Here is a 16,072-nt window from a genome sequence, read left to right as displayed (position 1 = left end):
ATAGTCTCACTTTGCTTTCAAGATGATCAGGGTCAAGTCGTCCTCTTTCGGTGCATCACCGCGAAACATTTCTACTCTTTCCAGCAGTTTAGAGGTGATCACTGTGGCAGACTTATCGGCTAACTCCTGCAACAATTGACTGACTAGCTCGGCACCAAACATTTCCCCTGCTGAATTGATCGTTTCCCAGATGCCATCGGTTCCGATGGCCAGAATATCACCACAGCTCAGGGAATCCTTATGGATAGGGCTAAAGTCAACATCTGCCATGACCCCCAATGGTATTGTTGTTGCGGGTAATTCTTCAACCAAACCTGTGGCAGATCGATAAAGAAATATCGGTCCATGTCCTGCCGAAAGCCAATGGATGCTCTGGTTGCTGGGATCAAGCAGGCCAAAGAACAGCGTCATGAGGCGGGTATCACCGACATCTTTTTCCAGAAAATTGTTCATACTGGAAAAAAGAGTTTCCAGATTCTCCTCACCATTGGTAATGGCCGAGTGTAAAATTCCAGCGGAAGCGGCCATCAGCAATGCAGCACCAATGCCATGGCCCACCACATCACCAACAACTAATCCCCATTTTCCAGAGTTTGTTTGAATGAAATCGTAGTAATCACCGCCAGTTTCATCGCAGTAATCCAGAGCACAAGCCAGCTCAAAGTTATCCAACTCTGGCGGCTGAACAGGCAGAATTAACTGCTGAATATCCTTGGCAATAGCGAGGGACTGCTTAATCTGTTGTCGTTCTTTGAGTTGCGGTCCGATGCGATTGAAAGCAGAACCAAGTTCTTCAAATTCATCGCTGCTACGGATATAGACTTGAGTCGAAAAATCACCTTGAGATAATTGTTCTGCGGCATCCGCAAGTTGGGACAGAGGCTTAGTGACAGCACGAGAGCGGAAAAATGCCGTGATAAGTACCGACAGCAACACAAGAACACTGAGAAGCGCAGTAAGCTTCAGGCCGTGGATGAATTGACGTTCGACATAATTGGATGCCTGCTGTGCTGGCAGCGTAACGAGATGACGTGGGATAATTAATAGCGGAAACGCTTGATCTGTTATGACACCCGCATAGAACCAAATAGATTCTTGACCATTGAAATCAAGCGTCTGTACGCTAGAACTATTTTGGCGCATCTTGCTGAGCAGTGAATTAAATTGTGTTGTAGATGCAACATCATTAAAAATTTGTTGAGCACTTAACGCTGTTATCTGCTGCGCATCGGCAGAAACAATCTCAAAAACGACGTTCAATGTATTGTTTTCTTGGACTGAATACGGCGAATTTTTGACAATAAATAAGCGACCATACTCATCCCACGGTGCTGGCAATTGCCAATCATTGAACAATTGTTGGTAGTTCAGAGCAAAGGCCGTGACGCCGGCAAACTCACCTTTTCCAGAATAAAGGGGTTTAGCAACGATTAATTGTAATTGAGAATCCACCAAGTGAAGTCGCCACTGTAAATCTTGATTTTGTTTTGCCAACTGGTACCAGATAACTTCATCGTTGATTGGCTGCAAATCGGTTGGGAACAAAGATTTGACCCCAGAAGTCAGCACCGTCGCCTGCCAAAGAAAAAGTTCAGGCCTTTGGCGTTGTACACGTAAATAAGCTGGCGATAGATCAATTAGTTTTGCGGGCTCATTGAGTAGATGTTCTACCTCTCGAACTTGCGCTTCCAAAGACTGCAAAACAAATGCTTTATCACGATCTAATAACATAGATTGTTGCTGGACTATGGTTTGTAACTGTGTCGTGGAACTTTTTTCTAACACTTCACGTGTTTGCGTCGTCAACTGATTGCTTATTTTCGTTATTATCGTGCGATGAATCAGACCATTTATCAGCAAGGGTACTAACGCCAGAACAATCAACAAAATGAGCAATTTCTTACGAAAGTTCATGGTTTCAATCCTTTGCTGAGAATGATGGTTGCTAGTTGATGAACAATGCTCCCCACTTTAAATTATCCCACCTGAGTCGAGCTAACACCGCCACTCTCCTCTTTTTTTCTTTAAATAACAAAAGCATGATCGGTCACACCAACTTAACAATAATTGTACAACATCATGCTCTTTACACCAGTTGATGGAGACGATTGCTTATTAATATTACAATAAACCTAGATTTATATTTATCAATCATGGTCGATCGGTTGACGAAAGCACATTATGTGTAATCATTTAAAAGATACTAAACTTCTTCCGATTTATAGTCGGAACGATTTTTTCACCTAGCTGTAACGTACTTTATTGCGGAGGAAATCTTTTGTGAAAATGACCTATCACCGCGCTTGTAATGTGTATGTTTCGAATGACGGATCATTGAAGAAGTCACACTGCTCTTTGTTCTGTCTATTGTTTCTTACCCTCTTCCTCAGTGGCTGCGCAATGGTTGGTCCAGACTTTATCACGCCACCAGCACCCCTCTCTGATGCTTGGGCCACGGAAGAGTCTGAAAGACTGACTGTCAACGATGAACAATCGAATGAATGGTGGTTGGCATTTAACGATCCAGTGCTTAATGCACTGGTTGAACACGCATATCAGCAAAACCTCGATCTACAGATTTCTGGGCTACGTATTCTCGAAGCTCGGGCCAAGCTCGGTATCTCTACGGGCAATCTATATCCACAGCAGCAGACTCTAGGAACAACATTTGGTGCGAGTGGTGCATCCGAAAACGCTGCGAATACTATTGCAGGCGATCTCAATTACACCACTGGTTCTATGGGCTTTGATGCTGCGTGGGAACTCGATTTCTGGGGTAAATTCAGACGTGGTGTACAAGCCGCTGATGCCACACTGCTAGCGAGCATCGCCGATTATGACAGTTTTCTGGTCAGTCTTACTGCCGAGGTAGCCCGCACTTACATTCTGATTCGTACTTTGGAAGAAAGAATCAACTATTCACAGGCAAATATCGCGATTCAGAATCGCTCACGGCAGATCACTCAAACACGTTTTGATGGTGGCTTAGTGACGGAACTGGATGTGCAACAGGCACGCAATCTGTTGGCTAATACCCAGGCTGTCATTCCTGTATTTCAAGCTTCATTGCGTCAGGCGAAAAACGGTTTGGCGATACTCCTCGGTATTCCACCGCAGCAGGTTGATGCTGTGATCACCACCTCTGGTGTCATTCCAAAGGTCCCCGCTTCGGTAGCAGTTGGCATACCTGCCGAGTTGTTACGGCGGCGACCAGATGTGCGTCAAGCTGAGCTACAGGCCCTGGCTCAAAGTTCGTTAGTCGGAGTAGCGAAGGCCGATCTGTTTCCTCATTTCACCCTGCTCGGCTCAGTCGGTTTACGTGCCAGTGATAGTCCGTTGACCCGTCAAGGCGGCAGTAACCTTGGTGATCTGTTCGCTAGCGACAGTGTTGAATATTTTGCTGGTCCTGCAATCAGTTGGGACATCTTTAATTATGGCCGAATCAAGAACCAAGTACGTGTTCAAGATGCTCGACTACAGCAATTGTTGATCAACTATCAAAATACCGTATTGCGTGCTGCACGAGATGTCGAAGATTCATTAGCTGGTTTAGTTAATGATCGTCAGCAGATAATTTATCTAAATCAGGCAGTTAATGCCTCACAACGCTCAGTCGATTTATCTATGTTGCAATACCGCGAAGGATTGGTTGATTTTCAGCGGGTGCTTGAAGCTCAACGTGGTTTAAGTGATGCTCAGGATCGTCTAACGGAAACACGTGGTTCTGTGGCGTTAAATATGGTCGGAGTGTACAAAGCTCTTGGTGGTGGTTGGCAGATCCGAAATGGTCAAGATTTTGTTACGTCGGCTGCCCGCCAGCAAATGTCTGAACGAACGGATTGGGGTGATCTCCTCAATGATCAGGACATTGCAACTAAAGAAAACGTTGACTCCTCATGGCAATCCCCTGCTTGGTAAAGTTGATTGTGTTGGTTATCGCCTTAGTACCAGACGGTTTCGCACACCCCTAAATAAACGATAGGTGGGACAATGAAAAAAGGACGACTACTCATTATGCTCCTGCTGCCATTAACCTTATTGGTTGGTTGCACAGAGGAAGAAGTTAAAGAGGTTCAGATTCGACCAATTAAGGCCGTACAAATTGGTGGCATTGAAGTGTTTACCGGCCGTTGGTTCCCCGGCAAAGCGAAAGCCTCTCAGGAGGCTAATCTTGCCTTTCGAGTGTCAGGCACCCTGACAGCTTTCCCAGTTAATGTGGGAGACGAGATTGAACAAGGTAGCCTGTTGGCGCGGTTAGATCCACGTGATTACCAAGTGGAACTCGAAAACTCTCAAGCACAATTACGCAAGGTACAGGCAGCACTTAATCTTGCCCAAACAGAGTTTAAACGGGTTGAGAATATCCGACTACAAGATCCTGGTGCGGTGAGTCAATCAATGGTGGATACGCGCCGCAGTGAAATGATGAGCGCTAAAGCACAGTTGGGTTCAGCTCGGTCCGCTGTAACACGTGCTCAGGATAATCTTAATTATTCCATTCTCAATGCCCCATTCAAAGGAACTGTCGTTGAGAAATTCGTTGAGAAATTTGAGGATGTGAAAGCTAAAGAGCAGATTGTTCGTTTGGTCGATAGCCGTCGCATTGAATTTACCGTCCAAATTCCAGAAAGCATGATGGTTCACGCCACGAAAGTGAAAAAGGCTTTCGTTGTCTTTGATGTCAATAGTGACATCGAAGTTCCAGCTGAAATTAAGGAGATAGGAAGAGAAGCATCACAAACTACTCGAACTTATCCAGTCACACTAATCATGGATCAGCCCAAAGATTTCAAGATCCTCCCTGGGATGGCAGGCAAGGCGCGTGGCGATCGTGAATCCGTTGCAAACATTGCGCGTCAGGAACAGGCCGAAGTGGTTGAGATCCCAGTTGGCGCTGTTTTTTCCGATCAGGGAAATGGTTCTTTTGTCTGGGTGATTGATCGTACCACTCACACGGTAACTCGACGCCAACTAGAGATCGGCGATCTGACCGATAACGGTATTTTGGTTAAAGGGTTAAAAAATGGAGAATGGATTGCAACAGCCGGTGTCAATACTCTGGTTGAAGGCCAGCAGATCCGTATTATTGAGTAACCGCGTGTCGGAGGTAATATCGTGAATCTTGCTAAAATTGCCATAGAAAAAAAAGCGGTCTCCTACTTCGTGACGTTCCTATTGGTCGTTGCGGGGATTGCCAGTTTCTTCTCCTTGGGTCAACTCGAAGATCCAGCATTTAGTATCAAAACTGCCGTTATTGTAACGACCTATCCCGGTGCGACGGCTGAAGAAGTTGAACTAGAAGTCACCGATCGAATTGAACTGGCGCTTCAGCAACTTAAACAGATCGATTACGTTAAATCGTTCTCTGCACCAGGTTATTCGCAGATATGGGTCAACATCAAGACCGACTACTGGGCCGATCGCTTACCACAAGTATGGGATGAGATGCGGCGTAAAGTTCGCGATATCGAAGAGTCATTGCCGCCGGGTGCCAACCGACCGATCATTAACGATGATTTTGGCGATGTCTATGGCTTAGTACTGGCCTTGACTGGTGATGGTTTTTCTTATGCTGAAATGGAAGATGCCGTCAAAGGGTTAAAGAAGGAACTCAGTCTGGTTGAAGGGATCGCCAGAGTTGAATTCTGGGGCGTACAGAAAAAAGTAATCTACCTAGAAGCTTCAGAAAACCAGCTTTCACAAGTTGGTATAACCGATATGAGTTTGATTCAAACACTGCAAAAACAGAATATTGTTGTCGATGCTGGTAGCGTTAATCTACTCGATAAGCGAGTTCGAGTTGCCCCAACTGGCCAATATCAATCTCCTGAGGATATTGGCGAGGTTGCCATTATTCCATCATTGATCGATAGCTTACAGAACTTGGGACAAGGCAAGGCTCCGATACAAACGGACGAACTGATCCGTGTTCGTGATCTCGGAACCGTCAGCCGCGGCTATCAAGATCCACCACGCCAATTAATGCGTTTAAATGGACAGCCGGCCATCGCAATTTCGCTGACAAATATTCCAGGTGTTAATGTCGTCGATGTCGGTAAGGCCGTTGATACCCGTTTAGAAGAGTTGGTTGCCGAATTGCCGGTTGGCCTTGAGTTAGAAAAAGTCCACTGGATGTCTGATGTTGTTGATGAGTCAATCTCTGGTTTCTTTGTCAGTTTAGCCGAGGCTGTTGGCATCGTATTACTGGTGTTGGCACTGTCAATGGGCTGGCGGATGGGATTACTCATCGGTGCCGATCTGCTACTGACCATTCTCGGCACCTTTATTGTCATGGCGATGCTGGGATTTGATCTGCAACGGATGTCCCTCGGTGCGTTAGTTATTGCCTTGGGCATGATGGTTGATAATTCGATTGTCGTTGCGGATAGCTTTGTGATGTTGCGTCAGCAGGGCAAAAGTAAGGAGGATGCCGCTATTGAGGCATCTGGAAAACCAGCGATGCCGTTATTGGGCGCAACGGTTGTTGCGGTGATGGCCTTTTATCCCATTGGCGGATCAACGGACAGTACCGGTGAGTACTGCCAGTCACTGTTCATGGTGGTCGGGATCTCATTGATGATCAGTTGGTTGATATCCATGACTCTGACACCGATCAAATGTATCGACATGCTACCTGATCCGAAAAACGAAGGTGAAGGTCAAGATGCCTACGGTGGCAAGCTATTTGTTCTATTCCGTTATTGGTTGGAAAAAATGATCCGTTATCGGTTGCTGTTCATGGGCAGCATGCTGGGATTGTTAGTGGCTTCAGTGCTGGGTTTCGGTTTTGTTGAGCAGTTGTTCTTTCCCGATTCGTCAATGAACAAGTTTATGATCGATTTCTACAATCCCCAGGGAACACGGATTGAGGCCACCTCCGAGCGACTGGTCAAGCTGGAGGAGTATTTACAGCAGGATGAGCGAGTGGAGGCCGTCGCAAGTTTTATCGGCTCTGGTCCGCCCCGCTTCTATCTACCGGTTGAGCCGGAAAAAAGCAATCCGGCCTATGGTCAGTTGATCGTCAATGTTAAAAATATGAGTGATATTAATCCGTTACTCAAAGAGCTTGATCCGTGGACTAAGGAAAACTACCCCGATTCGCTGGTGATGTTGCGTAAGTTTGCGGTTGGCCCGGGTCAGACCTGGAAATTTCAAGCACGAATCAGTGGCCCTGCCAATGCTGACATTGATATCTTGCGCAGTCAGGCAGACAAAGTATTAAAGATCTTGCGCGATGAACCACTTATCGGTGCGATTGAGACTGATTGGCGACAAAAAGTTCCGCGTCTGGTGCCAGTCTATAATCAGGAACGCGGTCGTTGGGCCGGTGTTTCACGCGAGGATCTGGCTAATACCACTAAGCGTGCTTATGACGGCCGAAGTGTCGGACTTTTTCGTGAAAATGATGAGTTGATTCCGATTATTCTGCGTCATCCTAAACAAGATCGAACCAGTCTCGGCTCATTTGATGTACTACAAATTCAACCGGCAATGTCCACGTCAACGGTTCCAATGGCTCAAGTTACTGATGATGTAACCGTCGACTGGGAAGAACAATTGCTATGGCGCCGTGATCGGCGGCGAACCATCACCATTCAAGCTAATCCAGTTTTAGGAGCAACGCTGCCTACGGTGATGGTCAACATTAAACAGCAAGTCGAGAACATCGATCTACCCCCAGGCTATGAATTTAATTGGGGCGGTGAAACTGAAGATCAAGCTAAGTCTCAGGAAGCACTGCTCCCAGGGTTCGTACCAGCTTTCGCTGTTATCTTATTTATCATCATTGCCCTGTTCAATGCCTTCCGGCCGCCGCTGGTGATCCTGTGCACCATCCCTTTTGCGTTGATCGGCATTACTGGTGGCCTGCTTGGCTTCGGCGCACCGTTCGGCTTTATGGCGCTACTTGGTGCTATGAGTTTAGCGGGGATGATGATCAAGAACGCCATTGTGTTACTCGATGAGGTCAATGCCAATCTGACCTTGGGTAGATCGCCATACGATGCAGTGGTTGAAGCCGCCGTGGCTCGCCTACGTCCAGTTGTCCTGGCTGCCGCTACCACCGTACTCGGTGTCGTTCCACTGCTACAAGATGTGTTCTGGTTTGGCATGGCAGTGACCATTATGGCGGGTCTGACAATTGGTACTTTCTTGACCATGTTTGTGGTGCCAGTGCTGTACTGTCTGTTTTTCAAGGTCCCTTCATCAAGCGTAAAGTGACGTTATTAAGGTTGTTTATCCACTCTGCCGATTAATTTTGACAGTCTGAATTAAAAAGGAACCATAGACCCTTCAAACCTATGATCTATGGTTCTTTTTCAAGTGCAGGGTTTCGACAATACGAGGAAACTAATGGCGAACATCACCGCACATCGTTTTACCTATCTATTGATCACTCTTGTCGTGATGATCGCCGTTGCGCCAGTGCTAAATGATTTCACATTTCTACGTATCGCCTTTGATTTGGCGTTATTAATGATCCTTATTGCTGGTCTTTTTGTTGTCAGTCAGCACAAGATCCTACCGTGGTTCGCGGCGCTATTGGCCATCCCGATGCTAATATCTATTTGGTTGCGTTATTTTGATCAAGTTTGGCCTGTAATCGATCTAGTCGGTAAAGTTTCTGGAATTTTCTATTTTGCAACCATTGCCGCAGCAATTATCACCTTCGTTTTCCGTACACACAGGGTGACTTGGGAGCTAATCTCCGCTGCGCTGGTTGGCTACCTGCTGCTCGGCACCATGTGGGGCTTCTGTTATGCGGTCATCGAACTTATTCAATCAGGATCTTTTCAAGTAACTCAATGTGCCGCTGGCTGTAAAGACACGGGTTTTTTCTACTATAGTTTCATCACCCTAACGACCGTTGGTTATGGCGATATAACCCCATTGACAGGTGTTTCCCGTTCTTTTTCAATGTTGGAAGGGATTGTTGGTCAATGTTACATGGCCGTTTTAGTTGCTCGACTGGTTGGACTCCACGTTGCTGAGGCCGGGCAGAAGTCAAGTCACGACAACTGTTAATCGTCATTCTATGAAAGGGAGGTTTCGTGCTGTCTACACTTATATCCATAAGGTCTTGCCGTTTGACAGTGCTTTGTATTGCTATCAGTTTACTTAGTGGCTGTGCCGGATTCGGTCGAGGCGTAACAGAAGCTTTACTTGGCGACAATGGTAAAGAAACTGATAGCCGCCAGTGCGCTATACGTGGTCGTCCTTTTGATGGTCTCAATCACTACCTTGCTCAACAAACTCCGCCTACCGCCGATGATGCAGGACGTACCCTCATGGTGTTGATGGTTCATGGCATTGGGTCTCACCAGCCTGGCTACGCAACTCGTCTTGCCGAAAACCTTGCGCGTTCTCTTTCTCTTAATCGTACCCAAGAAAAGTTCAAAGAGTTTCAGCTGATTCATCCCGATTATCCAGGGGAGACATTAGGCACGCTTCGAGTTAGTGCCTTCTTAAATGCCGATGACAGCCAAGAGATGAATTTTTTCGAGTTGACTTGGGATCCGATTGTCGAAGAGGAAAAACAAACCATCAGTTTTGATAATTCAGGTGAATATGCTTTTCGTCGTACCACCATCAATAATACCCTCAAGCTCTTCGTCAACGAAACCGTGCCCGATGTGTTGATGTACAATGGCCAGTTTCGCGAGCGGGCTCAAATTTCAGTCACTCAGGCCATCTGTCATATGATGAGCGATAACTGGGACAGTCTGCCGGAAAATGGTGAGAGCTTTTGTGATCCAACCAGTGCAAACAACCTTGATCGATTGCAGGATGACTTTGTTTTTATCACCCACAGTTTAGGCAGTAGAATCACTGCCGATGCCCTCCAGCGCATTGCCACACTGGCGCAAAAAATTCCAGCTTTAGCCGATAAGTTTGAGCTATTACAGAACAAGCGTTTCAACGTGTTTATGCTTTCGAATCAGCTGCCGTTACTGCAACTTGGTCAGGAAAAACCAGAAATTACTGGCCAGATTGGCAACATTTGTACAGCTAGTGGCGCGCGCTATAACGAGCGGTTGTTCAAGGAGACCCAGTTTGTTGCCTTCAGTGATCCGAACGATTTGTTTAGTTATGCGATTCCGCCTAAGTTTATGGATGAGTATATGGACTCGCGCCTTTGTCCATCGTTGACCAACGTCATCCTCAATATTGCCCCAATTACTAGCCTGCTCGGAATGGGTGAATTTGCCAATCCGATAAAGGCGCATACCAGTTACGATAATGATGAGCGGGTGTTGGGCTTACTCACCAGAGGAATCGGTAACGATGATGTTGATCCGTTGGTTAAAGAACGTTGCGAATGGCTGGAAGCGATTCCAGATTTGTAGGAAAGAAGCTTGCTTTCGTGTTGTTCGACAACCATATGCCTTTTTTCAAAAGTCATGTTTGGCCCCAGCGTAACGGTACTAAATTACTAGCAGGCTGAACAGCAAAAGTAAAATAAGTCACAGACAAAGATATGCAATAAGGTCATCTGTACACGCAGGTGGCCTTTTTATCTGTAACTTATGTTTCGTAGCCACCAACTAACAGCAAACTTATCTAAACCGTAATATCTAGAAATCGCTCTATAATATTTTTTCAATACCTTACTCCGTTTATTTCATGTCTATCTTCTATCGGCAGTGAGACCCTTGCAGTCCTATTTTGAATGACATAGACTAGCAGCCTGTCGGACTTAACATGGATCTACTGCGAAATAGCCTGACTTGGCCCATATTGCTGATAATTTTCGACAAATCGCCAGCTATTTGCTCTAAAATTCACGAGATCTGGTCTTAAACAGTCTATTTCTCGCTACGGCCCGTCAAGTTCGACAGACTGCTAGCATTATTGAATACCCTTTTCCATTAATCTTTCCGCCAGTTATTTATAAATAATGATTTTAAATAAATACATTTCAAAAGGAAAAACAGATGACTGATACAGGTTCGCTGAGTGGAACACTTTGGTTAAACAAAGACACCCATAACTATTTAAGTAGTAAACGAATTGGCCTACTTGAACAGATTGAGCAGACAGGCTCACTGACTAAGGCCGCAAAACTTGCTGGCATGAGCTACAAAAGCGCCTGGGATGCGTTATCAACGATGAATAACCTTGCCGACCACCCTTTGACCAATGCTGCAACCGGTGGCCGTGAAGGTGGTGGTACGCAACTAACAGAAGCTGGTAGCCGCGCAGTACAACTGTACCGCACGATTGAAGCTGAACATGCCCGTGTTTTGGAAAAAATGGCCGGCAAATACTCTGATTACGATCAGTTAGTGTTGGTGCTACAGAGACTAGCAATGCGCACCAGTGCTCGCAATAACCTACGCGGTGAGGTGGTGAATATTGATATGCGCGGACTTCTCACCTCCTTGAAGATACAGTTGCCCTCTGGCTTGATTGTTCAGTCGGTAATTACGAGTGACAGTGCCTTTAGTTTAGTGATCCAAAAGGGTCAACAGGTGTTTGCTTTAATCAAGGCTCCATGTATGGTCCTTGCACCTAAACCACTCAGTGGCTACGACAATATTTTTCAGGGAACAATTGTCAAGATGACTCAGGATGATAGCATGGTTGAGCTTGAGATTGAGCTCGCTGGAGGGGAACAATTAAGTGCCGTGGTTGAGAAAAAAACCTTAGAGGGTTGCGATTTAAGCATTGGAGCACAAATGGTCGCTCATGTGGCAGCATCTCAGGTGTTAATTGGGGTGGAATAGCCACTCACGTCAATTTGGAGTGTCCTTCATTATATTATGATCAACCGCTTTAAAACCGAACCTTTCACCCAGCCAAACATCCGGCTATTTATCGCCTTTCGTGTGTTTTACAACGCACGATTTTACTACCCAGTATTCACCATACTGTTCCTTGATTTTGGCCTAACCTTGGAACAGTTCACGCTGCTTAACGTGGTATGGGCGATGACCATCGTTTTACTTGAAGTGCCATCTGGAGCACTGGCTGACCTGTTCGGCCGCCGCCGCTTATTGATTGCCACCTCGGTATTGATGATTGCTGAACTAGCCCTGATCAGCTTTGCTCCGAGTACGAGACCAGAGTGGATCTTCTACCTTTTTTTAGCTAATCGTGTCCTTAGTGGTGCATCGGAAGCTATGGGTAGTGGTGCCGATGAAGCGTTGGCCTACGACACCCTGGTTGCTACAAATCAAGCAGAACTCTGGCCGCAAGTGCTCGATGTGCTACTTAAAGTGCAACAGGTTGGCTTTGTTGTTGCCATGACACTAGGTGCGCTGGCCTATGACTCAGCTCTACTCAACAAGATTTCAACCTGGTTTGGTGCCAATTTGCAACTCTCAGTGCAAGACACCATGCGCTTCCCCTTATTATTGACACTCGCATCGGCCATCGTAGCGCTGGGAATAACGTTAAAAATGGTGGAACCACCAAGTTCTAACCCAATAGAACGACAAGGGGTCTTCGCCACAGCTTTTAGCACCACACGACTGATCATTGACAGCGCTCGCTGGATCTGGCACACCCCGTTTGCCTTAGCAATCATCCTGTTTACCATGTTGTTTGACCACATTATCCGCCTGCTATTGACGTTAAATAGCCAATATTATCGGATCATCGCCATTCCAGAAGCGTTATTCGGTGTGATCGGTTCATCCATGTCGGTGATGGCGTATTTCATCCCAACACTAGCCGTATATGCCGCAGTCCGCTTCCGCCCCACTACCAACTTAGTTCTGATGAGTATCGCGATGATGATCGGCTGCACCACCTTTGCTTGGACTATCCCCTGGTATGGTGTTGTGCCTATGGCATTAATATTCATGGTGTTTATGTTCAACATGTACTTTGGTAGCCACTACCTGAACAAGATCACCCCATCGGCCATGCGCGCTACAGTCCTCAGTTTTCGCGGGCTCAGCTTCAATCTGGCTTATGCCGGCATCAGTCTGGCGTACACCGCAGGCTATGCCTATTACAAACAACACCCAACTCAACCACTTGTCGCAGAAGCTCTAGAGCACGCCACATTTATAACGATATCACAGCAGTTTGTTTTGTATTTTGTAGTTCTATTCGTAATGATCAGCTCGATTGTCGGAGTCGCTCAGTGGCGTAAAAATCATGAGAATTCCTCTTGATTTTTACAATCTGAAGAAGTGTCACTATTTATCAGCGAAAACGATTGTTCACCATTGTCACAAATGCCTCATCACCAAGCGGTAATCCACTCTTCTCGTAAGCATAAAACATATCTGCTTCGCTATCAGGTCGCGGCACAGCAAGAAACTCCTGCCAACTCATTTTTACACGATTCAAAAGCGGTTGAACCCGCACTAAATCATCATCACAACCATTGATATGTGCCTGAGCGCTACACCAGCGCCACTGTTCTGGTTGGTCAACATACTCCCGTTTCAAAGCATTGATCTCGATATATCGGGCGCAGGTGAGCAGGTAATGTTGATCAAGCAAGTGCGAGGAATAACGTCCCTGCCAAAACGCGCCAGTGTTTCCTGTTCGCTGGTTAATATATTTACTGTAGCGACCATGGGCGACACGTAGACAGTTGGACAAGGCGTTTTGATCTTTAGGAATTGCAATCAGGTGGACATGATCGGGCATCAGACTGTAGGCCAGAATATCGATCTGATACTGTCGACAACACTCTGCCATGATATTTAGATAAACTACATAATCATCCTCGATTAGAAACGTCTGTCGACCGTTTAAGCCGCGTTGCACAACATGGTGAGGTAAATTAGGGACAATGATTCGTTTCATTCACGTTTAGGGCAGTCTTGCCCATCCTTTTCTTTATTAGGGATTGGACCCCAGTGGTGCGTTAGGGATCCAGACGCATATCTCCCGGTTTGATCCATCCAATACGTCGTAACCATTCGGAGACGACCAGGGCAATCGTAGCAGGTAAAATAAAATGAATAAGGGCGATTTTTATGAAAAGTGACACAGGACTCTCGAACCCAATCATGGTGTTCCACGTCATGATCTGGCCCACAAGGCCTGAGGTCCCCATACCGCCACCGCTGGGATTATTTTCCATGGCAAAGAGCACAGTGGCGATAGGGCCAGTAATGGCACTGGCCACGATGGCTGGAATCCATATTTTCGGATTTTTAACGATATTGGGCATCTGGAGCATCGAGGTTCCCAATCCCTGAGCCAACAAGCCATTGATCTTGTTTTCACGGTAGCTGGCCACAGCAAACCCTACCATCTGTGCGGCGCATCCGGCAGTGGCAGCCCCTGCCGCAAGGCCTTTGAGTCCTAAGATAATTGAGATCGCCGCAGAGCTGATAGGCAGGGTGAGAAAAATCCCCATAAAGACGGAGATGAGAATCCCCATGCTAAAGGGCTGCTGCTGTGTAGCAAAAAGGATAATATCGCCCAGGTAGGTCATGAATGTTCCGATGGGTGGGCCGATAAAAATGGCAACCAGCCCGCCGCTGATCAGAGTCACCAGAGGCGTGATGACAATATCGAGCCGAGTCTTGCCGAATACTAGCCGCCCTACCTCAATCCCAACCAAGGTAGCGATAAACGCACCCAAAGGCTCGCCCGGTCCGGCAAGATGAACCGCCCTTCCCACTAAAACGCTACCACTGAGAATCTTACCAGCATACGCCCCAAACATCCCCGTCACCGCCGAGGCATAAATAATCAGGTTCGGAGCTTTGAGTTTGTGGGCGACACCCACCCCAATACCTGCTCCAGTTGTAACCAGAGCGATACTCCCAATTTGAAGCAGCATCGCTCCGAGAGATCCACCAATCCCTGCCCCAATCTGCTTGATGATGAGGCCGACAATAAGGGTCGAGAAAAGACCGAGAGCCATACCACTCAGTCCGTCAATTAAATATCGGTTGATAAATCGTCGCAACAAACTTAACTGTGGCATAAAGCAGTACTCTCTCCTATGAAAGCTGATATGGAAATCGTTATCCCGTCGGCAAGAACGCTAGAATTGGCTCGCGCGAGCGGGATTAAACCAAGCTATCCTATCAAAAATTATGAAATCCCCTTGAATCAGAAACATGTTTTCGTCCACAAAATTGAGTAGCGAAAAAATGCAACACCATTTTTTACCACACCCTTCTGACAAACCTGCAATGATCTTTTTGAAGATCCAAATACTTGACGAAAAAGAAAAAATAATAACGTGCATGAATAGTTTTAAAAGGAGTTATCCATGGAAATTGTGATCAAGTATAAAGCAAAGAGAGAAGTTGAGAAAATGGTTCAATGAAATATGACAAAATATTCAGTATGTAAGTATAAAAGTAAATTGTTCTATTTAAAGATTCAACAAATCCATTCCTTGACTTTGTTCAAAGAGATACCTAGGCTGACTAATCAGTCGACACAACTAGGAGGGATCATGAAAAGAGAAAAACGTGAACAAATATTAGACTCCGCATTGGAGCTCTTCGCAGAGCAAGGCTTCCGCGGCACACCTACAGCAGATATTGCAAAACATGCTGGTGTTGCCACAGGAACACTGTTTCACCACTTTAAAACCAAAGAAGACCTTATTAACAGCCTATATGAGCATATAAAGTCAAAAATGGCAGAAAATATTCTCCTGCCCCTCGAAGACAATACTGGTTTGCGCGATAAAATCCACGATATATTGCTTGGTCACGTTTCTTGGGCACTAAACAACAATCAAGAATATCGCTTCATCAAGTACTGTGAAGCATCTCCCTACATCAGTGAACAACTGAGGGCGGAATGTGAGTCAAAGTTTCGTCCCCTTATCACTCTATTTGAACAAGCAAGCACAGACGGTGTAATAAAATCACTCCCCATAGAGTTGATATTAAGTCTGGTAAGCGGAACAATGGATGGTTTTATCCGCTACTTAACAAACAATCCAGAAGAAGCTGGAAACAAAGATATTTGGGAACAAGCCTATTCAGCAGCTTGGGATATGATTCGATAATTTTTTCCGCGCGCACTAGACTGACTAGTCGATCTAGCGTGTACGAAGGAAGATATATACTTAAGGCATTAGACTGACTAGTCGGTCTAATGCCAGCGCAATGAATAAGAGTTGTCCTACTGTCCT

The 16,072-nt window shown here is 46.1% G+C and carries 11 protein-coding genes; 8 read left to right on the top strand and 3 right to left on the bottom strand.

The annotated features are described in order from the left end of the window. Nucleotides 1-6 precede the first annotated feature (6 nt). Nucleotides 7-1,914, bottom strand: a complete 1,908-nt coding sequence (locus ACZ5KY_RS10890) for a PP2C family protein-serine/threonine phosphatase (protein WP_464243923.1) — start codon at nucleotides 1,912-1,914, stop codon at nucleotides 7-9. Between the two features lie 372 nt (nucleotides 1,915-2,286). Between ACZ5KY_RS10890 and ACZ5KY_RS10885 the strand changes: the two genes are divergently transcribed. From ACZ5KY_RS10885 to ACZ5KY_RS10855, 7 genes are all read left to right on the top strand, one after another. Then, nucleotides 2,287-3,918: an efflux transporter outer membrane subunit gene (locus tag ACZ5KY_RS10885; protein ID WP_464244659.1), complete on the top strand. Its 1,632-nt coding sequence runs from the start codon at nucleotides 2,287-2,289 to the stop codon at nucleotides 3,916-3,918. Between the two features lie 72 nt (nucleotides 3,919-3,990). Then, entirely contained in the window at nucleotides 3,991-5,094 is a 1,104-nt protein-coding gene (locus tag ACZ5KY_RS10880) for an efflux RND transporter periplasmic adaptor subunit (protein ID WP_464243922.1), read from the top strand. Nucleotides 5,095-5,115: 21 nt separating this feature from the next. Continuing rightward, complete coding sequence (locus tag ACZ5KY_RS10875; protein WP_464243921.1) at nucleotides 5,116-8,220, top strand: efflux RND transporter permease subunit; 3,105 nt, start codon at nucleotides 5,116-5,118, stop codon at nucleotides 8,218-8,220. A 132-nt stretch (nucleotides 8,221-8,352) separates the two neighbouring features. Beyond that, a complete protein-coding gene (locus ACZ5KY_RS10870; protein ID WP_464243920.1) occupies nucleotides 8,353-9,024 on the top strand; it encodes a potassium channel family protein in 672 nt (223 codons plus the stop codon). 62 nt (nucleotides 9,025-9,086) lie between these two features. Further along, on the top strand, nucleotides 9,087-10,346 hold the full coding sequence (locus ACZ5KY_RS10865; protein WP_464243919.1) for a hypothetical protein: 1,260 nt from the start codon (nucleotides 9,087-9,089) through the stop codon (nucleotides 10,344-10,346). A 588-nt stretch (nucleotides 10,347-10,934) separates the two neighbouring features. Next, a complete protein-coding gene (locus tag ACZ5KY_RS10860) occupies nucleotides 10,935-11,726 on the top strand; it encodes a TOBE domain-containing protein (protein ID WP_464243918.1) in 792 nt (263 codons plus the stop codon). A 36-nt stretch (nucleotides 11,727-11,762) separates the two neighbouring features. Further along, the gene (locus ACZ5KY_RS10855; RefSeq protein WP_464243917.1) at nucleotides 11,763-13,124 is read left to right on the top strand and encodes an MFS transporter; all 1,362 of its coding nucleotides are present in this window, start codon (nucleotides 11,763-11,765) and stop codon (nucleotides 13,122-13,124) included. 31 nt (nucleotides 13,125-13,155) lie between these two features. Here ACZ5KY_RS10855 and ACZ5KY_RS10850 read toward each other — a convergent pair whose 3' ends face one another. Continuing rightward, nucleotides 13,156-13,767: a transposase gene (locus ACZ5KY_RS10850; protein WP_464243916.1), complete on the bottom strand. Its 612-nt coding sequence runs from the start codon at nucleotides 13,765-13,767 to the stop codon at nucleotides 13,156-13,158. Between the two features lie 61 nt (nucleotides 13,768-13,828). Further along, entirely contained in the window at nucleotides 13,829-14,902 is a 1,074-nt protein-coding gene (locus tag ACZ5KY_RS10845) for a PTS sugar transporter subunit IIC (RefSeq protein ID WP_464243915.1), read from the bottom strand. Nucleotides 14,903-15,382: 480 nt separating this feature from the next. On the opposite strand from ACZ5KY_RS10845, the gene ACZ5KY_RS10840 reads away from it, so the two are divergent. Beyond that, the gene (locus tag ACZ5KY_RS10840) at nucleotides 15,383-15,946 is read left to right on the top strand and encodes a TetR/AcrR family transcriptional regulator (protein WP_464243914.1); all 564 of its coding nucleotides are present in this window, start codon (nucleotides 15,383-15,385) and stop codon (nucleotides 15,944-15,946) included. Nucleotides 15,947-16,072: the final 126 nt, after the last annotated feature.

The organism is Desulfuromonas svalbardensis (genome assembly GCF_055389415.1).
The sequence above is the reverse complement of the archived record's forward strand: the minus strand, read 5'-3'. Positions and strand labels throughout refer to the sequence as shown.